This is a genomic window from Halorubrum laminariae (genome assembly GCF_024494655.1).
Taxonomy (GTDB): Archaea; Halobacteriota; Halobacteria; order Halobacteriales; family Haloferacaceae; genus Halorubrum; species Halorubrum laminariae.
The window spans coordinates 364,656-388,458 of sequence record NZ_JANHDL010000003.1 but is presented as its reverse complement, the minus strand read 5'-3'; the positions used below and the strand labels follow the sequence as shown (position 1 = coordinate 388,458).

Annotated in this window: 26 protein-coding genes; 16 read left to right on the top strand and 10 right to left on the bottom strand. The window is 66.4% G+C overall.

What is annotated here, in order from left to right:
* Positions 1-29: 29 nt before the first annotated feature.
* From NO887_RS07995 to NO887_RS07960, 8 genes are all read left to right on the top strand, one after another.
* The gene (locus NO887_RS07995) at positions 30-617 is read left to right on the top strand and encodes a transcriptional regulator FilR1 domain-containing protein (RefSeq protein ID WP_256417935.1); all 588 of its coding nucleotides are present in this window, start codon (positions 30-32) and stop codon (positions 615-617) included.
* A gap of 40 nt (positions 618-657) precedes the next feature.
* Positions 658-945, top strand: a complete 288-nt coding sequence (locus tag NO887_RS07990) for a DUF6199 family natural product biosynthesis protein (RefSeq protein WP_256417934.1) — start codon at positions 658-660, stop codon at positions 943-945.
* Positions 946-1,119: 174 nt separating this feature from the next.
* Positions 1,120-2,106 (top strand): aminopeptidase, encoded by a 987-nt coding sequence (locus NO887_RS18525; protein ID WP_256417933.1) that lies wholly within the window; start codon positions 1,120-1,122, stop codon positions 2,104-2,106.
* 279 nt (positions 2,107-2,385) lie between these two features.
* Positions 2,386-2,976 carry a GNAT family N-acetyltransferase gene (locus NO887_RS07980; protein WP_256417932.1) on the top strand — a complete coding sequence of 197 codons (591 nt, stop codon included), beginning with the start codon at positions 2,386-2,388 and terminating at the stop codon, positions 2,974-2,976.
* Positions 2,977-3,065: 89 nt separating this feature from the next.
* Complete coding sequence (locus tag NO887_RS07975) at positions 3,066-3,722, top strand: trimeric intracellular cation channel family protein (protein ID WP_256417931.1); 657 nt, start codon at positions 3,066-3,068, stop codon at positions 3,720-3,722.
* A 144-nt stretch (positions 3,723-3,866) separates the two neighbouring features.
* Positions 3,867-4,271 (top strand): cytidine deaminase, encoded by a 405-nt coding sequence (cdd, locus tag NO887_RS07970; protein WP_256417930.1) that lies wholly within the window; start codon positions 3,867-3,869, stop codon positions 4,269-4,271.
* 91 nt (positions 4,272-4,362) lie between these two features.
* On the top strand, positions 4,363-5,223 hold the full coding sequence (locus NO887_RS07965) for a nucleoside phosphorylase (protein WP_256417929.1): 861 nt from the start codon (positions 4,363-4,365) through the stop codon (positions 5,221-5,223).
* A gap of 58 nt (positions 5,224-5,281) precedes the next feature.
* Positions 5,282-6,466 carry an NAD(P)/FAD-dependent oxidoreductase gene (locus NO887_RS07960; RefSeq protein ID WP_256417928.1) on the top strand — a complete coding sequence of 395 codons (1,185 nt, stop codon included), beginning with the start codon at positions 5,282-5,284 and terminating at the stop codon, positions 6,464-6,466.
* A 219-nt stretch (positions 6,467-6,685) separates the two neighbouring features.
* On the opposite strand, the gene NO887_RS07955 is transcribed toward NO887_RS07960, so the two are convergent.
* Together NO887_RS07955 and NO887_RS07950 are read right to left on the bottom strand one after the other, a co-directional pair.
* A complete protein-coding gene (locus tag NO887_RS07955; RefSeq protein WP_256417927.1) occupies positions 6,686-7,219 on the bottom strand; it encodes an Rrf2 family transcriptional regulator in 534 nt (177 codons plus the stop codon).
* A 67-nt stretch (positions 7,220-7,286) separates the two neighbouring features.
* Positions 7,287-7,481, bottom strand: a complete 195-nt coding sequence (locus NO887_RS07950; RefSeq protein WP_256418020.1) for a hypothetical protein — start codon at positions 7,479-7,481, stop codon at positions 7,287-7,289.
* Between the two features lie 197 nt (positions 7,482-7,678).
* On the opposite strand from NO887_RS07950, the gene rocF reads away from it, so the two are divergent.
* Positions 7,679-8,584 (top strand): arginase, encoded by a 906-nt coding sequence (gene rocF / locus NO887_RS07945; protein WP_256417926.1) that lies wholly within the window; start codon positions 7,679-7,681, stop codon positions 8,582-8,584.
* A 21-nt stretch (positions 8,585-8,605) separates the two neighbouring features.
* On the opposite strand, the gene NO887_RS07940 is transcribed toward rocF, so the two are convergent.
* Complete coding sequence (locus tag NO887_RS07940) at positions 8,606-8,902, bottom strand: DUF7565 family protein (protein WP_256417925.1); 297 nt, start codon at positions 8,900-8,902, stop codon at positions 8,606-8,608.
* 97 nt (positions 8,903-8,999) lie between these two features.
* On the opposite strand from NO887_RS07940, the gene NO887_RS07935 reads away from it, so the two are divergent.
* Positions 9,000-9,791 (top strand): PHP-associated domain-containing protein, encoded by a 792-nt coding sequence (locus tag NO887_RS07935; RefSeq protein ID WP_256417924.1) that lies wholly within the window; start codon positions 9,000-9,002, stop codon positions 9,789-9,791.
* A gap of 49 nt (positions 9,792-9,840) precedes the next feature.
* Here NO887_RS07935 and NO887_RS07930 read toward each other — a convergent pair whose 3' ends face one another.
* Both NO887_RS07930 and NO887_RS07925 read right to left on the bottom strand, forming a co-directional pair.
* Positions 9,841-10,341 carry a metal-dependent hydrolase gene (locus tag NO887_RS07930; protein ID WP_256417923.1) on the bottom strand — a complete coding sequence of 167 codons (501 nt, stop codon included), beginning with the start codon at positions 10,339-10,341 and terminating at the stop codon, positions 9,841-9,843.
* A 142-nt stretch (positions 10,342-10,483) separates the two neighbouring features.
* Entirely contained in the window at positions 10,484-11,455 is a 972-nt protein-coding gene (locus NO887_RS07925) for a phosphoadenosine phosphosulfate reductase family protein (RefSeq protein WP_256417922.1), read from the bottom strand.
* 212 nt (positions 11,456-11,667) lie between these two features.
* Between NO887_RS07925 and NO887_RS07920 the strand changes: the two genes are divergently transcribed.
* On the top strand, positions 11,668-13,008 hold the full coding sequence (locus NO887_RS07920; RefSeq protein ID WP_256417921.1) for an alkaline phosphatase family protein: 1,341 nt from the start codon (positions 11,668-11,670) through the stop codon (positions 13,006-13,008).
* Positions 13,009-13,033: 25 nt separating this feature from the next.
* Here the strand turns inward: NO887_RS07920 and NO887_RS07915 are convergent, their stop codons facing one another.
* The 3 genes from NO887_RS07915 to aglM all read right to left on the bottom strand — a co-directional run bounded on the left by NO887_RS07915 (position 13,034) and on the right by aglM (position 18,174).
* Positions 13,034-15,796, bottom strand: a complete 2,763-nt coding sequence (locus NO887_RS07915; RefSeq protein WP_256417920.1) for a GAF domain-containing protein — start codon at positions 15,794-15,796, stop codon at positions 13,034-13,036.
* 82 nt (positions 15,797-15,878) lie between these two features.
* Entirely contained in the window at positions 15,879-16,778 is a 900-nt protein-coding gene (locus tag NO887_RS07910) for a DUF7847 domain-containing protein (protein ID WP_256417919.1), read from the bottom strand.
* A 52-nt stretch (positions 16,779-16,830) separates the two neighbouring features.
* Positions 16,831-18,174, bottom strand: a complete 1,344-nt coding sequence (gene aglM, locus NO887_RS07905) for a UDP-glucose 6-dehydrogenase AglM (RefSeq protein ID WP_256417918.1) — start codon at positions 18,172-18,174, stop codon at positions 16,831-16,833.
* A gap of 140 nt (positions 18,175-18,314) precedes the next feature.
* Between aglM and NO887_RS07900 the strand changes: the two genes are divergently transcribed.
* The 3 genes from NO887_RS07900 to NO887_RS07890 are packed head-to-tail and all read left to right on the top strand — an operon-like array spanning position 18,315 to position 20,024.
* Entirely contained in the window at positions 18,315-18,884 is a 570-nt protein-coding gene (locus tag NO887_RS07900; protein WP_256417917.1) for a TIGR04206 family protein, read from the top strand.
* Between the two features lie 60 nt (positions 18,885-18,944).
* The gene (locus tag NO887_RS07895) at positions 18,945-19,760 is read left to right on the top strand and encodes a ZIP family metal transporter (protein ID WP_256417916.1); all 816 of its coding nucleotides are present in this window, start codon (positions 18,945-18,947) and stop codon (positions 19,758-19,760) included.
* A 51-nt stretch (positions 19,761-19,811) separates the two neighbouring features.
* Positions 19,812-20,024, top strand: coding sequence for a hypothetical protein (locus tag NO887_RS07890; RefSeq protein ID WP_256417915.1), 213 nt, complete (start codon positions 19,812-19,814; stop codon positions 20,022-20,024).
* A 214-nt stretch (positions 20,025-20,238) separates the two neighbouring features.
* On the opposite strand, the gene aroC is transcribed toward NO887_RS07890, so the two are convergent.
* Positions 20,239-21,426 (bottom strand): chorismate synthase, encoded by a 1,188-nt coding sequence (aroC, locus tag NO887_RS07885; protein ID WP_256417914.1) that lies wholly within the window; start codon positions 21,424-21,426, stop codon positions 20,239-20,241.
* A gap of 121 nt (positions 21,427-21,547) precedes the next feature.
* Here aroC and NO887_RS07880 point away from each other — a divergent pair, with 121 nt between their 5' ends.
* Complete coding sequence (locus NO887_RS07880) at positions 21,548-21,769, top strand: hypothetical protein (protein ID WP_256417913.1); 222 nt, start codon at positions 21,548-21,550, stop codon at positions 21,767-21,769.
* Between the two features lie 102 nt (positions 21,770-21,871).
* Positions 21,872-22,651, top strand: a complete 780-nt coding sequence (locus NO887_RS07875; protein ID WP_256417912.1) for an enoyl-CoA hydratase/isomerase family protein — start codon at positions 21,872-21,874, stop codon at positions 22,649-22,651.
* 196 nt (positions 22,652-22,847) lie between these two features.
* On the opposite strand, the gene NO887_RS07870 is transcribed toward NO887_RS07875, so the two are convergent.
* The gene (locus NO887_RS07870) at positions 22,848-23,636 is read right to left on the bottom strand and encodes an SDR family oxidoreductase (protein ID WP_256417911.1); all 789 of its coding nucleotides are present in this window, start codon (positions 23,634-23,636) and stop codon (positions 22,848-22,850) included.
* Positions 23,637-23,803 lie beyond the last annotated feature (167 nt).

The window sequence follows — 23,803 nt, the reverse complement described above, 5'->3', positions numbered from 1 at the left end:
TTTACCTCCGCGGGGACGGAACTCGCTGTATGGCAGACAGCGGTCCGGGCGCGGTCCTCCGTTCGCTCGTCGCGCGCGCCGTCGACGCGGACAGGGAGACAAACGGAGAAGAACACTGGAGCGACGACCACCGAATCGTCGTCACAGAACGCGGCGGTGACCCGGAACCCGTCGACGTGCTCTCGTCGGTCGTGGGCGGAACCGCGTCGGCTACGGGCCGCCGCCAGAGATCGATCGTCGGCGTCATCCCGCGGATCGAGGTGTCGACCGTCCGGCGACTCCGCGACGCGCTCGACGGGACCGGCCCCGACCGATCGGTGCGTCTCGTGTTCACCGGGGCCGCGGCCGAGCGACTGTCGGGGATGTCCGGAGACGTGCTTCGGGCGGCACTCGCGAGACACGAGATCGAGGCGACGGTCCACGACGGCGACTCACCGATCGCGGTGCTACTCGTCGGCGAGCGCGCGGTGGTCGGCCTGTTCGACGAGGACGGACTCGCCGCCCTCCTCACGACCGACGCGCCGGAGGTGCGGTCGTGGGCTGCCGGCGTCTGTCGGCGGTACGTCTCGGCCGCGGCCGACGCCTCCGGCCCGCCCGTCGATCCCGAGCGCTCGTAGTCGCCGCATCGCTTTTGTTCGCACCGGGAGAACGACAGCTATGAAAGCCCTATTGCTGCTGGCGACCGGCGTCGTCGGACTGATCGAGACCGTCGCACCGCGATTCGTTGTCCGCGCGTGGACTCGCGTCGCGTTCCGAAACTCCGGTGATGTCGAACCGCGCGAATGGGTGTACGCCGGTGCCCGTGCCGAGGGAGCGGTCTTCGTCGCCGGCGCGCTCGTCGGCCTATACCGTCTCGCCGCCGCAGACGATCCGTCGGAGGCGAACGCTTCGACGAGAGCAGACGACTTCGACGACGCGGACGCCGACGGACCGAGCACGAACTGACTCGTTTCGTGGACGGACTCCCCGACCGAGGTCGGGTCGAGGCCCGCGGCTCGTCACGAGGTGGGTCTTGCAGAAGCGGGCCGGGTGCGATGAGGTGACTGTCAACACGAGCTGACTCTGGCGATCCGCATGAAGCGTCAAAAGAACTTATAGATCATGCACCATGTTGACGATGTGAAAGAGCTCGAATACAGCGATGTCAGTCGAGATGTGATTGAGAATGTGGGCGAGGTGCAATCCGATGAAGAGGTCGTCGTCCTCACTGATCCGTTAATGGTACACGTCGCTCGACCGCTTGCAAGCGCCGCGCGAGCGGTTGGGGCAACGACTTCACTGGTAGTAAAGCCAAGACTCACTGGACACAACGTTGAGCAGCCAGCAGTAGTCGCCGGCGCACTCAAAGAAGCCGATATTGTCATCGATATTGGGACATACGATATCGCTCATACGGACGCCCGGAGAGACGCATCGGCGGCCGGGACGCGCTTTGTTCTCATGCGTGCTGTCTCCGAGGACATCCTGATCAATCAGATGGACACGGACTACGACGCGTTGAGTGACGTGACGAGGGCAGTCGCCAAGATCCAAACCAGCGCCGAGTTCGCGCGGATAACGAACGACAGGGGAACGGATTTGACCGTCGACCTGAACGGTCGCAGCGGATTCCCGATCGATGACGGATTCGATCAAGGGCTCGTCGTCCTTCCTGCCGGAAAATCCGCGATCACTCCGGTCGAAGGGAGTGCGCAAGGCACTGTTGTCGTAGATTACTCTATCGACAATATTGGTCAACTTGACAGCCCGGTGGAACTCACGATTGAGGACGGGAAAGTCAAGAGGATTGCTGGGGGAACGCAGGCGGACGAACTTTCAACGCTTGTCGAATCCACAGGCGACTGCGCCCGTAACATCGCGGAAGCCCCGTCTATCGGTACGAACCCGGATGTCCAACTCACGGGGAATCAGGCCACCGATAAAAAGAAGCGGGGCACGATGCACATCGCGATTGGAGACAATATCACGCTCGGTGGGAATGTTGAGTGCGATCTCCATCTCGATATGACGCTCACCCGGACAACGGTCACCTTCGACGGTTTCACCGTTCTCGAAGACGGTACGTTCCGTGAAGACGCGGTACTCGAATACGCCCAAACCCTGTGAACTACCCTACTCGCTCGCTCACCGCGATAGCGGTTCGTTCCTTGAGCGGGGGCCTCCTGTTTCCACGACGCGCGTTGCAGGAACCGTAGTGGTTTCCGTAGGGAGCGCAGTCTCCACAGGCGTTGACGAGAGCAGAGTTCTCGTCCGCACATTAGAATCGCCTTGCGATTCTGAGGAGGTTGATTCGGAGCGTTCCTCTCCTACTTGTTTCGCACCGCAAGAAAGAATGTTCCATGCCACCGGGGAACTGTTTTTACGTGGCCCCGCATACGTTCCGGTATGTACGTCCGCGACGCCAAGAACCGTGACGAGGCGTGGTTACTGGACGCGATTGAGCGACTCGGGCTCGATGATGTCGCCTTTCGGTCGCGGGACTACGTTATCGCGGTCGATCAGGACTCGGGTGACCGCGCGGGGTTCGGTCGCCTCCGGCTCCATCGCGGCGACGAGGGCGAGGCGGACCGGATCGAACTCACGGGGATCGGGGTGCTCCCCGAGTGGCGCGGTCGCGGCGTTGGCGCGCACATCGTCGAGCGGCTCGTCGACACCGCCGCAGCCGAGGAGTTCGAGACGGTGTATGTGCTCACTGACCAGCCCGAATACCTGACGCAGTTCGGTTTCGAGCGCGTCGACACTGACGACCTCCCGCCGGCGCTCTCCGACCGGCTGCCAGAGAAACGGGAGTTCCTCGGCGGCGGGGTTGTCGGACTCGAACTCGGCGTCGATGAGTTCTCGATGGACGACCGGTTCCGCGAGGCGTTCAAGGCCGCCGAGCCCGCAGACGGCGGAGAGACGGATGCGACGGAGTCACCGGAGGACTTCGGCATCGATCCCGACTCGGCGACATACAAGTACGACACCGGTCGGTGAGGCGGCTAGGTAGTTACCGGTCAAATCCGGTGTGGGACGTTCGACGCCGAACACAGCCTTCAAGACGCCGGTCCACGGAGTTGCGGCCAGTGACGCCGGATCTCATCACGGTGCTTTTTGGCGACCCGTTCGCCGTCATGAACACCATCGGCCTGATCGCGTTCGCGCTCGTCGGGTCGACCAAGGCGATCCGCGAGGAGTTCGACCTGTTCGGTATCACAGTCGTCGGACTCGCCATGGCGTTCGTCGGGGGCGTCACGCGCGACCTCCTCGTGACGCGCGTGCCGCTGGCGCTGCAGTCGCCGATCGAGATCGGTCTGGGACTGCTCGGCGTCGCCTTCGCGATCGGGCTGCGCGTCGTGCTCGCGTCTCCGGACACACACCCGATCACGGTCGTCTCGGACGCGGTCGGTCTCGGGGCGTTCGCCACGACCGGCGCGATCGTCGCGACCGGCGCGGGCGTGTCGGCCTTCGGCGTCGTGGCCGTCGCGACGATCAACGCGGTCGGCGGGGGCGCGTTCGCCGACATCCTCCTCGACCGGTCCCCGTTCATCCTCTTCGACGACTTCTACGCGAGCTGTGCGGTGTTGGGCGGCGGCGCGTACTGGCTCGCCTCAGTCGCCGGCTTTCCGGGGAGCACCGCCGCCGCGGTGTGTGCAGCGGTAACCGTCGGGACGCGGCTCGCCGCGGTTGCGTACGGCTGGGAACTCCCGACGATACAGGCACTGGGGCTCGCAGGCAGGTGACCGCGGTCACGGGTCGTACTGCACGGCAGGCTCCGTGATGTGGCCGTCCGCGACGAAACCGATCGTAGCCGCTCGTACTCGACCGTCAGTATCAGCTCACGGAGGACACCACAGTTATCGCCCCGCCGCCCGACCACTTCGCGTATGGACGACCTGATCGAGGCCGCGCGCGACGCGCTCCGCGATGCCCACGTCCCGTACTCCGAGTACCGCGTCGGTGCCGCGCTCCGGACCGCCGACGGTACCGTCTACACGGGCTGTAACATCGAGAACGCTAACTACTCCAACAGCCTCCACGCCGAGGAGGTCGCCGTCGCAGAGGCGGTGAAGAACGGTCACCGCACGTTCGATCGGATCGCCGTCTCCTCCGGGGTCCGCGACGGCGTCACGCCCTGCGGGATGTGCCGACAGACGCTCAGCGAGTTCGCCGCCGCAGACCTCGTCGTCGTCTGTGATGAGGGCGGCGACGAGACGAGCGAGTACACGCTCGGCGAACTGCTGCCGAACGCGATACACGAGGGGACGCTCGACGACGCCAAGACCAAGTGACGCACACGAGGCACCTGACGACCGAATGCGGCCCGGTGCGACCGGCAACGAGGCGGAACGGCTTTGAAACGCCTCCTCGAAGGTCGGGGACATGACCGACGAGACCGACGAGACCTCCGAGGGCATCAAGGGCACGGGCGGCGACAGCAAAGACCCGGGCGACGAGGTCCAGTACCACGTCGAGGTCGGGCCGGGTGACGTGGCAGACGCCGTGCTCTTGCCCGGAAACCCCGAGCGCGTCGACACGATAACCGCGCTGTGGGACGACCACGAAGAAGTCGCCGCACACCGAGAGTACCGCACCGCGACCGGCAGCTACGACGACACGCCGATCTCCGTGACCTCCACCGGGATCGGCTCCCCCTCCGCCGCCATCGCCGTCGAGGAACTCGCCAGAGTCGGCGTCGACACCTTCGTTCGCGTCGGCTCCTGCGGTGCAATTCAACCGGGGATGGAGGTAGGCGATCTGGTCATCACGACCGGCGCGGTCAGACAAGAGGGGACGAGCGACGAGTACGTCCGCGAGGACTACCCGGCCGCGGCCGACGGCGAGGTCGTCGCCGCGCTCGTCGCCGCCGCGGAACGGCTCGGATACGACTATCACACCGGCGTCACGATGAGTGCCGACTCCTTCTACGCCGGACAGGGTCGCCTCGGATTCGAGGGGTTTGAGGCGGCCGGCTCGGCCGAGTTGGTCGCGGAGCTACAGGACGCGAACGTGAAGAACATCGAGATGGAGGCGTCGGCGATCCTCACGGTCGCGAGCGTCTACGGCCTCCGCGCGGGCGCGGTCTGCTCCGTTTACGCCAACCGGATCACGGGCGAGTTCCGGACTGAGGGCGAGTCGCGCGCGTCCGAGACCGCGAGCCTCGCGGTGGCACTTCTCGCTCGCATGGACGAGGTTAAACGCGAGGCCGGGGCGGACCGTTGGCACGCCGGGCTGTCGCTGTAGTCGGGCGAATCGCGACCGTTCCAAAGCGACTTTACCCGCGCGCGTCGGACTGGCAGGCATGACTACCCAGATCGTCGTCGTCGGCTCCGGGTACGCCGGCGCAGGCGCGGTGAAGGCGTTCGAAGAGGAGGTCGGCGAGGGCGAGGCAGAGCTCACGTGGATATCCGAACACGATTATCACCTCGTGCTCCACGAGGTCCACCGCGCGATCCGCACCCCGGCGGTCGAAGACAAGATCACGATCCCGGTCGACGAGATCAAATCGCCCGAATCGGAGTTCGTGCAGGGACGCGTCGCCGACGTCGACACCGACGACCGAGTCGTCGAGACCGACGACGGAACGACCGTCAACTACGACTTCCTCCTTCTGGCCGTCGGCTCGACGACGGCCTTCTTCGGCATCGAGGGCTTAGAAGAGAACGCCCACCAGCTGAAGGGCCTCGACGATGCGAAAGCGATCCACGAGGACATCCGCTCGGCCGCCGCGGAAGCGACGCGCTCCGACCCGGTCGAGGTCATCGTGGGCGGGGCCGGCCTCTCGGGTATCCAAACCGCCGGCGAGATAGCCGAGTACCGCGACAAACACCGCGCGCCGATCGAGATCACGCTGGTCGAGGGGCTCGACGAAATCTTCCCCAACAACGACCCGCAGGTGCAAGGCGCGCTCCGTCAGCGGATCGAGGACGCCGACATCGAGATCCGCACCGGCGACTTCATCTCGAAGGCTGACGAAGAGGCCGTCTACCTCGGCGGCGGCGAGGATGAGGCATCCGAGGAACTGGGCTACGACGTGCTGGTCTGGACCGGCGGCATCACCGGGCAGCCGGAGATCGAAGACGTCGACGTCGAGAAGGACGAGCGTTCACACCGCGTCCACGCAGGCTCCGACTTCACGACGAGCGACGACCACGTGTTCGCCATCGGCGATACTGCCCTAGTCGAGCAGGATGACGACGACGACGTGGCCCCGCCGACCGCACAGGCCGCCTGGCAGGCCGCGGAGGTCGCCGGCGAGAACCTCGCGCGCGCCGCCCGCGGCGCGCCCCTCAAGTCTTGGACCCACGAGGACAAAGGCACCGTCATCTCCGTCGGCGAGGAGGCGGTCGCACACGACGTGAAGGGAATGCCGATCCGGACGTTCGGCGGCACGCCAGCGAAGCTCCTCAAGAAGGCCATCGCCACGCGCTGGATCGCCAAGGTCTCCTCGACCGGACGCGGCGTCAGCGCGTTCGGTGACATGTAAGTAGCGAAAGACAGACTCGGCGCGGGCCGCGAAATTCGATCCAAATTTCTGCGTATTCCACCGACAAACCAGCGACAGCTCCATCCGCGACTGACGTGACCGCGCCGCAAACGGCGCGTCCTAGTCCGCAGAAAACGAGAGAGAAGGTGGTCGGATCGCGTGACTGTACGGGATCGCTTGGAGCGATTGCGCCCTGTGAGGGACGTGTCTCGCTCTCCGTCAGTGCTCTGCCGGCTCGTCCGGCGCGCGCATGTCGTCGATGCGGAGAATGAGAACGTTCGCGGTGTCATCTTTGCCGTCGATGGTACCGTCGATGACGAGTTTCGAGAGCGGCGTCGGGCCGACGGTGACCGAGTCCCCCTCGTGGAACTCACGGACGGAGCCTTGGACGTGAATCTCCGCGCGGCACAGCTCGGGGTGGTGCACGCTGGAGAGGTCGATCCCGTCGACGTTGACGCCGGTCAGCTCCTCGCCCTCGTGGAAGATCGGCACGTCGGCGGGCTCGTCCATCCGCTGGATGTCGAGCGCCTCGTACGCGTTTGAGGTGGGCTTGTAGCCGCCTTTCGGCCCCGGTACGCCCTCGACCAGTTGGAGGGCCTTCAGGCTCTGCATCTGGTTTCGGATCGTTCCGGGATTTCGGTCGACCTCCTCGGCGATCGCCTCGCCTTTGACGGCGTCCTCCTGTTCCCCGTACAGGTTGATGAGGGCCGAGAGGATGCTCTTCTGACTCGACGTGAGTTCGATCGATGACATACGAGCGAATACAGGTCGGTACCGCTTAAATGCGATGGAACCCCATTATAAAAGCCCGTACGCGACGCTAGCGCCTCTGCCGTCTGCGGAGCCGGAGGTACGCGATCGGACTCGACAGCGCGACCACGACGCCGACGCCGATGAGCGCCAGTCCGAGGTCCGCGACGAACACTGATGCCGCGGCTCCGACGAGTCCGATCACGGCCCCGGTAAACGCGACGACGATCAGTCCCGCTATCGGCGTGATCGACGACGGATCGATGTCCGTCGGATCGTATTCGCCGTCTTCCTCACGAACGTCGGCACCGTCGTCGGCTGCGTTGGTGCGTTCGGCGGGGCCGCGCCCGTCGTCGCTCATACCTCAGCGTTCGGTGCGCAGCGTCAAAACGGTGGGCGGTTCGGCGGCGTCGAACTCGGTGAACCCGACCATTCAAGCCGCGGCACGTCCGGCGTTCGGGTATGTCCACAGTCAGGATTATCGGCGCGCCGACCGACTACGGGGCAAATCGGCGCGGCGTCGACATGGGACCGTCCGCCATCCGGTACGCCGGCCTCGCAGACCAACTGACGAGCGCGGGAGTCGATCCCGTCGACGCGGGAGACCTCGTCGTTCCCCGCGCAGAAGAGCGCGACCCGGACGCTGACGCCCCGAGCGAGTGGAACGCGAAGTTCCTCCGCGAGACGGCCGACGTCTGTCGCCGCCTCGCCGAGGAGGTGGACGAGACGCTCGCGGCCGGGAACGTCCCGCTCGCGCTCGGCGGCGACCACTCGATCGCCATCGGATCGCTCGTCGGGTCGGCGCGCGACGCCGAGATCGGCGCGGTGTGGTTCGACGCCCACGCCGACCTCAACACCCCGTCGACGACGCCGTCGGGGAACGTCCACGGGATGCCGCTCGCGGCGGCGCTCGGGCTCGGCGAGTTCGCCGACACCGAGTGGGCGAACGCGTCCGGACTCTCGCCCGAGAACGTCGCGCTCGTCGGACTGCGGTCCGTCGACGGCGCGGAGGCGGACCTCCTCCGCGAGGGCGACTTCGCCGTCTACACGATGTCAGACATCGACGAGCGGGGGATCACGGCCGTCACGGAGGAGGCGATGGCGACGGCCGCTGCGGGCGTCGACGGGGTCCACGTCAGCCTCGATCTCGACTGGCTCGACCCCAACGAAGCGCCCGGCGTCGGGACGCCCGTCCGCGGCGGCGTCACCTACCGAGAGGCACACAGCGCGATGGAGATCGTCGACGAGACGGCGTCGCTTAGGTCGATGGAACTCGTCGAGGTGAACCCCACGCTCGACCAGCACAACGAGACGGCCGAACTCGCGACGGAACTCGCGGCGAGTGCGTTCGGAAAGCGGGTGATTTGAGCACCGCAGACGGGAGGGATCTCACTCGTTGCGGTCCAACTGTTCGACGACGCTCTGTAAGTCCGCCTCCCCCTCGATATCGCGTTTGATCTCTTCGCGGCGACGGACGGCAGCGGAGTCGGCGTCGTACGCTCGGACGAACTCGGCGCGGGTGTGCTCGTCGAACGCGTGCCGGATCGCGAAGTAGCCGTCGGGGACGATCGTTCCGCACACCTTACACTCGTGGCGCTGGTGGCCGTTCGTCTGGTGGACGATGGCCGATTCCACGTCGTCGAAGGCGGCGTCGCAGCCGTCGATACCGCACGTCCAGCGGGGCATACCCGTGGTGTCGCCGCCGAGGGGGATTAACGGTTTCCCCCGACGATGAGCGACCGCGAACGATACGCCTTTGCTCGGTGATACACATCGTCCACTCGTGACCACAACGAGAACGCGCGTCGACGCACACGTGAAGGTGCTCGACGACGACGTCGTGGCCCTCGCGAAGGAACGAGGGATCGACGCGCTCGTGTACGCGCCGCACTTCACCCGCCTGCCGACGATACGAGACCGTGCGGATCGGTACTCCGACGACGATCTTACCGTCGTCCCCGCCCGCGAGGTATTCACCGGCGACTGGGGCAACAGACGTCACGTTCTCGCGCTCGGCCTCTCCGATCCCGTTCCGGATTACATCACCTTCGAGGCGGCGATGGCCGAGTTCGATCGACAGGACGCGGCCGTGCTCGTCCCACACCCTGGATTCGCGACCATCTCGCTCACCCGTCCGGAGATAGCCGCGCACGCCGACAGGCTTGACGCGATAGAGACGTACAACACGAAGCTGCTCCCGCACCAGAACTCGAGGACGCGACGGATCGCCGAGGCGACCGACCAGCCGGGGTTCGGCTCGTCGTACTCTCACCTGCGTGGCACGGTCGGCGAGGCGTGGACCGAGTTCGACGGGGCTCTCGACGGCGTCGAGGATGTCGTCGACGCGTTCCGGTCTGGGTTGTCGCGGACGGTCGTCCACCGCGGCGGCGCGGCACATCAGCTCCGCGGACTCGTCGAGTTCGCTCACCTCGCGTACGAGAATACGTGGGAGAAGCTCGACCGGCTGTTCCTGTCCGGCGACGAGCCGACGCTTCCGACGAACGTCGCCTACGAGGGACGATTCACCGACGTGAGCGTCTACTCCGGGACGCTGTCGGATTACCGCCCGAAGTGAGGATGTGGCTGCGGCGACCGAAGGCGCGTTCTCCGTTCGATTCGTCCCGTCAGATGCCGATCCCGGCCGCGGCCTCCGAGGCGGCCGACAGGTCGAGATCGAGCGTGACGACGTAGGTGTGAAGCGCCCAGAAGGCCGCGAGTTCGACCGCAGTGACGACGACCGTGACGAGGTCGGCGTACTTGCTGCTCGTCGTCACGCCAGATGGGAGCCCGTATTCCGCGTCCGACAGCGGATGGAACAGCGCGATGCCGCGCCGGCTCCCGACCACGTCGAGCACGTAGTGAGTCAACACGCCGATCCAGACGTACTGGAGGTTGCCGAAGACGATAGGGTACGCGAGGAAGACACCGAGCACGGGCAGGCTGTGGAGCGTCTTTCGGTGGCGACCGAACGCCGTGTCGACGTCGGGGAACAGCGCGCCCAACACGATCGGAACGGTGATCTGCGCTGTGGTCCGCGCCGTGGCCGCGTCGAGTCCGGGCTCGATGACGACGCCGAGTCCGAGCGCGAGCAAGAGAGCGTTGAGGACGTGGCCGCGTTTGTTCATACGCCGCGGTCGGCGGGGGCGTAAGTGAAGCCACCGGATCGGACTCGTCAGCGGAGGCGCTCGGACTCGTCAGCGGTGGTTCGCACTACAGGCGCGGTCGCGGTCGTTCGCGTCGATGGGAGCGTCTACTCGTCCGTGACGATCACATGTAGCCGAGGTCGCGTAGCCGCTCCATCAGGTCCTCTTTGTCTTGGGCACGGCCGGCGCGTTCGGTCGTGTCTTCGAGGTTCTGGAGCCACGCGGGCTCTCCGGTCGTCTTCTCGGTTGAGACCTCGCTGCCGAGCGACCGGAACCCGGCGAAGTACTTCGGCGAGATGGGAACGTCCTCCTGTGTGACGCCCTCGGGCAGGTCGTCGTCGGCCTGCGGGACGTATCCCTCGTCCGGGAACGCCTCGACCGTGTCCGGCACCACGTAATTCCAGAACGCCTCCCACACGTCGGCCTCAGCGAACTGCAGGATGGGCTGGATGCGGTCGTGCGGCGGGAAGAGATCCGGGTCGTGTCGCGGCGAGAAGAACGTCTCGTCCGCGCGCGCCTCCTGTTCGTCCCAGCGCACGCCCGAGATGACCCCGTCGATGTCGTACTCCTCCAAGGCGTCGTTGAGCGCGACCGTCTTCAGCAGGTGGTTCCCGACGTACGTGTCCAAGAGGAACGGGAACGTGTCCTCCTCGTACTCCAAGATGTCGCGGATGTGGTGTTGGTTGTGCTCCGAGAGCGCGTCGACGGGGATGTCGTCGCCCGGCTCTAAGTCGTGTTCGTCGACGTACGCGCCCACGTCGTCGTTGCGGGCGTACACCAGGTCGATGTCCCACTCGTCGGCCCAGTGCTCGACGAAGTCGGTGATCGAATCGAAGTGCTGGTAGTGATCGATGAACACCGCCGTGGGCTTCTCGTAGCCGTACTTTTCGGCCACTTGGTTGATGAAGTACAGCGTCAGCGTCGAGTCTTTTCCGCCGGTCCACATCACCGCGGGGTTGTCGTACTCTTCGAGCCCGCGTCGGGTGACCTCGATCGCCTTCTCGATTTTGTGCTGCAACGACGGGTAGTCGGACGGGTCTTCGCCCTCGCCGTCGTCGTAGTCGACATCGACGTTCGCCGGGAAGTCATCGCTCATACGCCGAATATGTCTCCGCCGAGGTGAATAGGCCTTCTGAATCGGTCGCGATTGCCACTCGACGGCGACGGCGGCGGGAGTCGCCATGGCTCCGGGTCGGCGGCCGCGTTCGCTGCTACTCCGGGACTCCGGTGGTTCCTGCCGGATCGCCGGCGATGCGGCGTGAATCGCCAGAGCACAAGCGATATGTCGGCGGAAGCGAACCTCCGAGTATGGGACTGTTCGATCGGCTCAGCGGCGATGACGACGAGCGCGTCGTCTTCCTCGGGATCGACGGCGTACCGCTCGACCTCGTCGAGGACCACCCCGATGTCTTCGAAAACCTGACAGACATCGCGCAGACGGGCGCTTCCGGGCGACTGGAAAGCATCGTTCCGCCGGAGTCGAGCGCGTGCTGGCCGAGCCTCACCACCGGCGTCAACCCCGGCGAAACCGGCGTGTACGGATTCCAAGACCGCGAGATCGGCTCCTACGAGACGTACGTTCCGATGGGCCAACACGTGAAGGCCACTCGGGTGTGGGACCGCGTCACCGACGCTGGGCGCGACGCGACCGTGCTTAACGTCCCGGTCACGTTCCCGCCCTCGACGCGGATCCAGCGACAGGTCTCTGGGTTTCTCTCACCCGACCTCGAATCGGCGTCGAGCGACGACTCCGTCCGCCGCGTCCTCGACGGGCTCGACTACCGGATCGACGTTAACGCCAAGCTCGGGCACGACGACAAGACCGCGTTCGTCGAGAACGCCTACGAGACCCTCGACGCGCGGTACGAGGCGTTCTCGCACTACCTCGCCCAGGACGACTGGGACCTGTTTTTCGGCGTCTTCATGAGCACCGACCGCGTGAACCACTTCCTGTTCGGTGACTACGCGACGGACGGCGAGTACAAATCGGAGTTCCTCGAATTCTACCGAACCCTCGACGAGTACATCGGCGAAATCCGTGAAGCGCTCGACGACGACACCACGCTGCTCGTCGCCTCGGATCACGGCTTCACCCAACTGGAGTGGGAAGTGAACTGCAACCAGTTCCTCGCCGAGGAGGGGTGGCTCACCTACGACGGCGATGACCACGACGCGCTCGTCGACATCGGCGACGACGCCCGCGCGTACTCGCTCATTCCCGGCCGGTTTTACCTCAATCTGGAGGGCCGCGAACCGAACGGCTCGGTTCCGGAGTCCGAGTACGAGGCGACGCGCGAGGAACTCATCGAGGACCTGGAGTCGCTCACCGGCCCCGACGGCCGGCAGGTCTGCAAGCGGATCGTGAAAGGCGAGACGGTGTTCGACGGCGACCACGACGACATCGCGCCCGACCTCGTCGTCATTCCCGCCGACGGATTCGACCTCAAGTCCGGCTTCTCCGGGAAGGAGGCCGTCTTCACCGAGGGACCGCGAAACGGGATGCACAAGTTCGAGAACTCGCTTCTGTACGCGACCGACCCCGACATCGACGTCGAGGGTGCGAACCTCTTCGACGTGACGCCGACGATCCTCGATCTCATGGACATCGACGTCGACGAGTCGCTTGACGGCGACAGTCTGGTGGCGTAACCCGGTCCCGACGCGCTCGCCTCGGCTACTCGATCCGTTCGAGACCGGTGATCTCGAAGCGGGCTCCGCCGGTCTCGCTCTCGGTGGCTCGGATCTCCGCGCCGTGTGCGTCGACTATCTCTCGAACGATCGCGAGGCCGAACCCGGTTCCGTCGGCACGCGTCGAGTACCCGGACTCGAAGATCCGCTCGCGGTCGTCTTCGGGGATTCCGGGGCCGTCGTCCGCGAGGTAAAACCCGGTGTCGAGACCGCCGACCGCGATCGTCACGTCGTCGCCGCCGTGTTCGACGCCGTTCCGGATCAGGTTCTCAAGCACCTGTGCGAGCCGGCTCCGATCGGCCCGCAACGTGGCGTCGGCGTCGACCCGTAACGTCGCCGACGCGGTGTCTACGTTCTCCCAGCAGTCCTCGGCGAGACGGGCCAGATCCACCGGCTCCGAATCGGTCACAGCCGCGCCCTCACGCGCTAACTCCAGCAGATCGTCGATGAGCGATCCGATTCGATCGTGCGCTTTGGCCACCGCGTCGAGATGCTCGCTGTCACACTCGGCGCGGGACAGTTCGAGGTACCCGCTGGCCACGTTCAACGGGTTCCGCAGATCGTGAGAAACGATGCTGGCGAACGCGTCGAGCCGTTCGTTCTGCCGTTCGAGTTCGCACTCGCGTTCGATGCGATCGAGCGCGGTCGTCGTGTGCGCGGCGACGGTCTCCGCGAGCGACACGTCCACCTCGTCGAACGCTTCGAGTTCGGTCGAGCCGATCAGGAGCACGCCGTGGTCGTCGATCGGGAGGAGCATCTCGCTCCGGACCGGAGTGTCGGGGTTGAAGCGCTCGGGGGCCGTCGAGATGTCGCCGTATATCAGCGATTCACCCGTCTCGAACGCCTTTCCGGCGAGCCCCTCGCCGGACGCGAAGACCGGCGGTTCGCCGACGATCTCCTCGGTCAGCGCCGTCCACGCCGCCGGCGCGAGTTCGTCTTCCGCCTCGTCGTAGAGGTGGACGGCGCTCGCCGGCATATCGAGGACATCGTGAACGGTGTCGACGGCGATCTCCGCGGCTCGCTCCGGCGTCTCGGCGCGCATGACCGACTCCGCGGTCTCGTGTAACGCGTTGATCGCTCGCCTGTGCCGTTCCCGCTTGGTTACGTCCGTAACGAACCCCTCCAGTGCCTCCACGTCGCCGTCGTCGGTATACGCCCCCTGACCGCGTTCCCACACCAATTTGATCTCCCCGTCTTTGGTGCGGATTCGGTAGGTGACCTCGAACGGCTCGCGCCCGTCGATCGCGTCCTGTATCGTCCGCCACACCGCGTCTCGATCGTCGGGATGGATGACTTTCTCACCGTACACGTCTGATCGGGTCTCCAACTCGGACGGGTGATAGCCCGTTAGGGCCCGCACCTCGCCCCTGAGGTCTTCCATGGGCCATCCGGGTGCGTTCTCACATCGGTACACCATTCCCGGAAGGTTATCGACGAGTCGCGCCAACTGCTGTTCGCGGTGTTTGCGCTCCGTGAGATCCCGGCCGATCCCGATGAGTCCGATCAGGTCGCCGTCGCGGTCGGTCAGGCGTGACCCGGTGAACTCGTAGGGGATGCGTGTTCCATCTTTGGTCAGGAACGCGGATTCGACGGTCGTTTCGCCGGTGGCGAACACCTCGTCGATCGCCGCGGCGATCCGGGCTTGCTCGTCCTCGGGGAAGAGATCGGTCGCCTGCAGTTCTTCGAGCGCCTCGTCCGTGTAACCGGTGGTCGCCGTGAGGTGATCGTTCCACCGGCGGAACGTCCCGTCGGTGTTGATGACGTAGAAGACGTCGTTGAGCGAGTCGAGCGCCTGCTCGATGAAATCACGCTCCGCGCGGAGTCTCGATCGCACCTCGAACGAGTGGAGGACGTGCCCCACGTCGTCTCCGAGCTCGGCCAGGAGTTCGCGCTCGCTCGCGTCGAAGGCGTTCGGGCGGTCGGCGTAGACGGCGAGCACGCCGTACAGGGTGTCCTGATATTCGAGCGGGAGGGCGGCGACCGCTCGGAACCCCCGCTCGATCGCGTCCGCCTGCCACGGTTCGAAGTCGGAATCTTCGGCGACGTTCTGCGAGACGGCGACCCGCCGTTCGCGGATCGCCGTGCCGGCGGGGCCCCGTCCGGTAGGGCTCTCGTCGGCCGTGATGGTGATCTCGTCGAGGTAGCCGCGTTCCTTGCCCGCGGACACCTGCGGTTCGATACGGTTCGTCTCGGGATCGACCTCGCCGATCCACGCGAAGAGATAGGGATCGGACTCGCTGATGATCTCACAGACGCGCGTTTTGACCGTCGTCAGCGAGTCCGCACGCACGATCGCCTGATTGATGTCGCTTACGAGCGTGCGGATCCGGTCGAGTTCCGCGGCCCGCTGGCCGGTGCGGTACTGCTCGACCGCGTTGGTGATCCGGTTCGCGAGGACGGCGTACTGGCCGGTTCCGCTCTCCTTCTGGAGGTAATCCGTGACGCCGGCCGCGATCGCGTCGCTCGCGACCTCCTCGCTGCCCTTGCCCGTGTAGAGGATGACGGGGAGGTCCGGATGATCGTCGCGGATGGCTTCGAGGAACTCGATACCGTTCCGGCCGGGCATGTCGTAGTCGGAGACAACGCAGTCGATGTCGCCGTCGATGCGGTCCAGTCCCTCGCTCGCGTTGCTCGCGGTCTCGACTGCGATCCGGTCGTCTTCGCGTTCGAGGAACGTCGCCACCATCTCTGCGAGTTCCGGATCGTCCTCGACGTGGAGAACGCTGATCGCGTCTGGGGATGAGTTCATGGGCCGCGCATCTCCGAGAGAATGCAGGCCACGATAAATAACATCGGGAACGATCGGGGGCTGCCGTGGGAGTCCGGCGGTGTCACGCGGCGGAATCGGAGATCGACCGATAGAACGCGACCGAGTACGTTCCGTAGAACGCGCCGACGAGTCCGATGAGGACGACGTACACGATCAGACCGACCCCCGCGATCACCGGCGACGCCGTCGGGAGCAGCTCGGCGATCGGACTGCCCTCGGGCATTCCGCCGCCGAACACGACCGCGGCCACGGATGACGAGACGGCAGCGATCCCACCGAAGACCGTCCCTCCCACGAGGAGGAGCAGAGTGTAGCCGGCGGCGCTGAGGAGGTTGTGCCGGACGAGTCCGGCGCTGCGCCGGAACCCGGCGACGAGGTCGGTGTCGTCGAGGACGACGGCGTGCGCGTAAAACTGCACGAAGAACGTCACGAGGAAGTACACGAGCAGGAGCCCGAGACCGACGAGCGCGGCCGCGGCGAGGACGCCGGGATCAATGCCGAGGCCGCCGGCTCCCGCCTCGACGCCACCCATTCCCCCGGTTCCCCCCGCGTTCGACCCTCCGGATCCCGCGCTGCCGGCGGTGTACGCGCCGCCGATGAGGACGGCCATGCCCCCGAAGAAGGCAAGGAAGCCGAACGCGAAGTTCAACGCGAGGAGGACGAGGTAGCCGATCAACAGGGAGACGTAGTGTTCCTTGCCGACGCTGACGAGCGTTCCCAGTCGGGTCCGACCGGCGACCGCCTCGTCCGCCATCCCGAGGAAGCCGCCCTGAGCGAAGGGGAGGACGAGCACGTACACGCCGAACATCCCGAGCGAGACGGCCATCGAGAGCACCGGCCGAGACGGCGGAACGAGGAGGCTCGGGAGCTGTGCGACGGCGAACAGTGCCGCGACGCCGACGAGTATTGGATTCCGAACGATGCTGCTGACTGCCGGTCGGAGCGATTGGAGGGCTGCCATACGCGGGAGTACATGACACTGGTACATAAAATCGGAGGGGATCGACCGACACCTACCACGTCAATCCCTCGTACGCGATCCCGTCCCGGCGCTCGACGATCCGACGGCCGTCGACGACGACCGGTTCGGCCGATCCGGGCGCGGCCGTCATCGCGTCGAACCCGTCGTCGAGCGCCGCGAACTCGTCCCAGTCAGTGACGACGAGCGCGGCGACCGCCCCGTCGAGCGCGGCCGCGGCCGAATCCGCGTACTCGATATCTTCGCCCGAGAAGTGCTCCCGCATGTTCTCGGTTGCGACCGGGTCGTAGCCGACGACGTTCGCACCGCGCTCCAGCAGGCCATCGATGACGGGAATCGCCCTAGAGTTGCGCACGTCGTCGGTGCCGGGCTTGAACGCGAGCCCGAGCACCGCGACGCGCTCGCCGGCGACATCGGCGTGGGCGTCGAGCAGGTCGAGCATGCGCTCCGGCTGGCCGTCGTTCACCGCGACGGCCGCGTCTAACAGTGCGGGTTCGTATCCCGCTTCGCGGGCCGCAGCGCGGATGGCGTCGACATCCTTGGGGAAACACGAGCCGCCGTACCCCACGCCCGAACGCAGGAATTTCGCCCCGATGCGGTCGTCGAGGCCGATCGCGTCGGCCACCTCGTAGGCGTCGATGCCGAACCGCTTGCAGATGTTTCCGAGGTCGTTCACGAGCGATATCTTCGACGCGAGGAAGGCGTTGTTGGCGTACTTGATCATCACGGCCGTCTCGGGATCGGTGCGGACGATCGGCACGTCGCCGTCGGCCGCCGCGACGATCGGGTCGTACAGCGACTCCAACCGCTCCGTCGCCCACGCGGAGTCGGTCCCGAAGACGAGCTTGTCGGGGTGCTGGAAGTCGTCGACTGCGGAGCCCTCGCGGAGGAACTCGGGGTTGGTCGCCAGCTCGACGCGGTCGGCGGCCTCGCCCGCACCCGCTCGGAGCGCCGCTCTGATCTCGGCGACTCCCGGCGGCGTGACCGTGCTCTTGACTACGACGAGGTGGCGGGCCGCCGTGTCACGATCCGGATCAGCGTCGGAGCCCGCCGCGATCGCCTCGCCGGTCATCTCGGCGGCCGCGGTGAGGCCGCCAAGGTCGATGCTGCCGTCCGCGTTCGAGGGCGTGCCGATCGCCAAGAACGTCACGTCGGCGTCGGGAACGCTGTCGTACGCGGTCGTCGCCCGGAGGCTACCGTCCACGTGCTTGGCCAGCAGGTCGTCGAGGCCCGGCTCGTGGATCGCCGCGCGGCCGTCGTTGAGCGCCGCGACCACGTCCGGATCGATGTCGACGGCGGTCACGTCGTGGCCCGCGTCAGCGAGGCAGGCCGAGAGAGTGGTTCCGACGTAGCCGCTGCCGACGACGGTGACTCGCATACCGGATGAGTCGTCCCCGCGATAAAGAGCGTTGCGCGTTCACGCGGGTGCGACCCTCTACTGCGACGGACGCTGTGACAGACGCCTCGCGTCACGCCTCACTCCGGACTATACTTACCCGCAGAGGCCCGAGACGAACCATGACGGGTTCGTCACCCGCTGACCGCTCCGCCCGTGCCGGCCGGCTCCGTGCGCGCGGGCCGCTCGCGGGAGCGTTCTTCGCCGCTGCCCTTCTCGTGGTCCCGATGGCCGTGATCCCCGGTGAGGATCTCACGGTCGTGAGCCTCTGGGGGTTCCTCAACATCACCGGGGCGGCGGGGACCGGCGGTGCGAGCGGTGTCGGCGATATCGGCAGTGTTGGTGATATCGCAGGCTACCCAGTGTGGCGCTACTTCCTCGACCAGCCGCGGGCGTTCTCGTCGCTCCCGCCGTCGATCCGAGCGTGGCCGCTCGCCATCGGCTTTCACCTCCTCGCCGCGGGGAGCGCGATCTCCGGCGTCGTGCTCGGCCGCGAAGACCGACGCGTCACCGGCGGGCTCCTCGCGCTCGCCGCGGCCGCCTCCCTGTGGGTGTCGGTCGGCCTCGCGCTGCGGTTCGGCATCGGGACGACGGCGGGGTGGCTCACCGTGATCCCCGTCGGCGCGCTCGCGACCGCGGCCGTTGCGATCGGGGTGTACGGCGGAGACCTTCGCGGGATCGTCGACGCGTGAGTTCGACAGACTGTTGCCGGGACAGAGTTTTTTAAGCGGAGGGCCGCACGACCCGGAGGCATGACGGATCTCACGGGCGTCGTCGCCATCAGCGGCATCGCGGGCGTCGCGACGGGAATCGGTGCGCTGCCCGTGTTCGTCCGCGCTCGCGTCACACACCGCGTCTACGACGCGGCTCTCGGGCTCGCGGCCGGACTGATGGTCGCCGCGAGCGTCTTCGGGCTGATTCTCCCGGGGATGGAAGAAGGGACGCTCGCCGCGGTGATGGCCGGCGTGCTCGTCGGCGGCGGCGGGCTCCTCGTCGGCAACTACGCGATTCCGCACCTCCACGCGCAGTACCGCGCGTGGCTACCGGAGGGTGGTGCGTCCGCGGACGACGCAGAGAGCCTGAATCCGACGAGCCTCGTCGACTCGGCCCGCGAGACCTCGTTCCGGAAGGCACTGCTCATCGGCGGCGCGATCACGCTCCACAACGCGCCGGAGGGGTTGGCTATCGGCGTCGCGTTCGCCTCCGGACTGGAGGAAGTCGCGCTGCTTCTCGCGGTCGTGATCGGGCTCCAGAACGTGCCAGACGGGTTCGCGTTCGCGGTGCCGATGGCGGAGACCGGGATGTCGAATCTGCGCGTGGTCTGGTACACGATGCTCTCCGGCGTCGTGCCGCAGGTAGTCGCCTCCGCCTTCGGGTTTCTGCTCGTCTCGGTCGCGACCGGCCTGTTCCCGGTCGCCTCCGGGTTCGCCGCGGGCGCGATGCTCGCGGTCGTGTTTCGAGAGCTGATCCCCTCGTCGCACGGTCACGGCCACGCCGACGCCGCGACCGCGGCCTTTCTCGTCGGGTTCGTGCTGCTCGTCGTCGTCGACGCGGTCATCGTGGTGTGAGCCGTACGCGACCGCGACACACTTTCATCGCGGCACGCTCTGTGGTTGAGCATGTCTACAACTCGTTCGACGCCTTCGGCCGACGAGACGTGCGCCCACTGCGGATCGCGAATCTTCGAGCACGATCCGATCTGCGTGCGGGACTGCGACGACGACTGCGGTTCGCCGACGTACTTCTGTAACTACGCGTGTCTCACGACGTACGTCGACGAAAACGACCTGACCGCTGGCGACGCCTGCGAGTGGTCGCCTGAGAGATCCTGAGAGATAAGATCGGGGGAGCAGACGGACGACCACGACCGCACCTCACGCCTCCCCAGCCTCGGTCTCGGTGACCCGCCGGCGGTCCCGGCGGGTCCCCTCGCCTCCCTCGCGCGCGTCCTCGGGACGCTGCCCCTCGGATCACGCGCGCCGGTCTACCACTCCGGCGACGCGAGAGGCGGGATAGGGAGAGGCACGACGGCACCGCGCGTCTCCGCTACTCGTTCTCCGGACTGCTCGGGTGGTAGTCGGTGTCGAACTGTCCGGGATTGCCGTCGACGCGGTCGGGGTTGATCCGGCCGGCGAGCAGCATGAAGTCGAGGACGGTACAGTACAACATCGCCTCCACGACGGGGACGGCCCGCGGCGGGAGCACGGGATCGTGTCGGCCGACGACTTGGACCTCCTTCTCCTCCCCTGTCTCCCAGTCGGCGGAACGCTGCTTCTTGGGGATCGAGGTGGGCGCGTGCCACGTCGCCTCGCCGTAGATGGGCTCGCCGGTGGTGATCCCGCCCTGGAGCCCGCCGTGGTCGTTGCCGACAGGGACCGGGTCGCCTTCCTCGCTCTCGACGTGGTCGAACGACTCGCCGTCGTCGAACGTCCAGTCCTCGTTGCGCTCGCTTCCGGCCACGTCGACCGCGTCCGTGCCGAGCCCGAACTCGACGCCCGTCGTCGCCGGGATCGAGAACATCGCTTGCCCGAGCCGGCTCGGGAAGCCGTCGAAGCGCGGCGCGCCGAGCCCGCGCGGGACACCCCGACACTCGAAGTAGATGGAGCCGCCGATGGAGTCTCCCTCCTCTTGGTACCGCTCGATCAGCTCCTGCATCTCGGCTGCCGCCTCGGGGTCTGCACACCGCACGTCGTTCTCCTCCGAGTGCTCCAGAATCTGCTCGAAGCTTACCTCGTCGGCCTCGACGTCGCCGATCCGGTTCACGTGGGCTTTGATCTCCACGTCGTAGTCGGAGGCGTCGAGCGCCTGCTCTGCGACCGCGCCGGCGGCGACCCAGTTCACCGTCTCACGCGCAGACGAGCGCCCGCCGCCGCCCCAGTTGCGCGTGCCGAACTTCGCGGAGTAGGTGTAATCGCCGTGCGAGGGGCGCGGCGCGGTGACGTACGGCTCGTACTTGCCAGAGCGTGCGTCCTTGTTCTGGATCACCATCCCGATCGGCGTTCCGGTCGTGTATCCGTCCTGCACGCCGGAGTTGACGACGACCTCGTCGGGTTCGCCCCGCGAGGTCGTGATCATCGACTGGCCCGGTTTGCGCCGGTCAAGCTGTGCCTGAATCGCTTCCTCGTCGAGTTCGACGCCCGCTGGCACGCCCGACACCGTCACGCCCATCGCGTCGCCGTGGCTCTCGCCGTAGGTGGTCACTTGGAAGAGTCGACCGAACCGGTTCCCGTTCATACTCCCACGTATGCCCGGGGGGCATATATGGGTTGCAATCCGTGCAACTGAGACGGGCGAGCCACCGAGCGGCAACGAAGCGACCGACGACTGTTTATCAATCGGCTCCGTAGACCGAGTCGTGCGCGATCGCCTCACCTCCGACCTCGGCGTGTACGCCCTCTCTGGAGTGTTCTCACTCGTCGTGTTCGCCGTCGCGCTGGGAATTCTCTCGCGGACGCTGCCGGGCGGGCTCGGGTCCCGACAGCTCGTTGGGCTCGTGTTCGGCTATCTGCTTTTCATGGGCGCGTACACGGCCGCGTGGTTCATTTACACCGAGATCGACAGCCGCGAGGAGATCTGACTCCCGGTGCGGTCGTGACCGGGGAACCAACCGGGCGGAGGTCACCCGGCCGGCGAGTTCCGGCTGGCGAACGGTTTTCACGCTCCTCCGTGAGGGGTGGATATGACGTGGGACACGATCACAGTCGACATCGACACTGACAGCGACGTGGCGACCCTGACCATCGACCGACCCGAACAGCTCAACGCTCTCACGGTCGACACGCTCGAAGCGATCGAGGAGGGGCTCGCGACGGCAGCGGCCGAAGACGCGCGCGCGGTCGTCCTCGCCGGCGCGGGCGACGACGCCTTCGTCGCGGGCGCGGACATCTCCTACATGGTCGACCTGTCGACGCCGGAGGCACAGGCGTACGCCGAGCTCGGCCATCGGGTCTCCGACGCGATCGAGTCGTTCCCCGCGCCCGTGATCGCCGCCGTCGACGGCTACGCGCTCGGCGGTGGCTGCGAGCTCGCGCTCGCCTGTGACCTGCGGGTCGCCGCCGAAAGCGCCGTCTTCGGACAGACCGAGATCGACCTCGGGATCATACCCGGATGGGGCGGAACCCAGCGGCTCCCCGCGCTCGTCGGCGACGAGACGGCCCGCCGACTGATCTTCCTCGGCGAGCGGATCGACGCGATCGCGGCTGCCGACATCGGTCTGGTCGGCGAGGTCGTCGACGACGACGCGTTTGACGACCGGATCGACGAACTGTCCGAGCGGCTCGCGGCACAGTCGGCGACGGCGATGCGCGCCGCCAAGGAGGCCCTGAACGCGGCCGGTGACGGCTCCGCGGCGACGGGACTTACCGTGGAGCGACGCGCGTGGTCGGGGCTGTTCGGCACGCACGACCAGCGCGAGGGGATGCGGGCCTTCTTGGAGAAACGCGACCCGTCCTTCGAGTGACTACCGCGTAATATACAAATATTTTCATGTAGTAGAAATCATACTATACTCGAAACAAATTTGAGGACGATCGACTTGGTCGGCGATAGCTCCTTCCGGTGACACCCGATCGTGTGCCACGACAAAAGAGTGCCGGAGCGCACCGAGAACGCGGGTCGCCTCCAGTCCGGCCGGAATGCGGGCCGCCTTTCGACCGTTAGAGGTTCGACTGCGTCGAGCCGCCGTCGATGGGCAGGGCGGCACCGTTGATGTAGCCGGATTTCGGCGATGAGAGGAACGCGACAGTGTTACCGAGTTCCATCGGGTCGCCGACGCGTTCGAGCGGATTCTGCGCCCACTCGTCGAGCCCCTCCTCGTAGGAGTCGTACTCGCCGCGTTCGAGCGCGGCGTTGACGAGGTTCTCGATCCGCGAGGTCTCGTGAGAGCCGGGGAGCACGGCGTTCGCGCGCACCTCGGGCGCGAACTCCTTCGAGAGCGTCTTTTCGAGGCCGATGACGCCCATGCGGACGGAGTTCGACAGGACGAGGCTGTCGATCGCCTCCTTGACGCTGCTCGACGTGATGGTGACGATCGTCCCGCCGTCGCCCTCGCTGAGGTACGGCTCGGCTTCGCGTGCGAGCCGCACGACGCTCATCACGAGCAGCTCGTAGGCGTCCTCCCAGTCGTCGTCGTCGGTGTCGAGGAACGCGCCCGACGGCGGTCCGCCCGCGCTGGTGACGAGGTGGTCGATGGTCCCGAACTCGTCGACGGTCGTCTCGACGAGCGTCTCGATGTCCTCCGGGTCGGTCAGATCGCCGGACTGGGCGACGACTTCTCCTGACGCTACCGCTTCCACCTCTTCGAGCGCGGCGTCGAGTCGGTCCTCGTCGCGGCCGTTGATCACAACGTTTGCCCCCTCGCGAGCGAGCGCCTTCGCCGACGCCTTGCCGAGTCCGCTTGACGACGCGGTGACGAGTGCCGCGTTGCCGTCGATGGCTAGGTCCATATCAGTTCCATTGTCCGGAGTTGTGTGGGAAAGCGTTTCTATACAGGCAAAGCGATGCCGCGCTCTCGGTTACATCACGAACGCCTCTCCACTCCCGAATACTCAATTATAATATGTATATTTTATTCTGATACTTCTGTCCGGTGTGGGTGTGAGCGATCGATCTG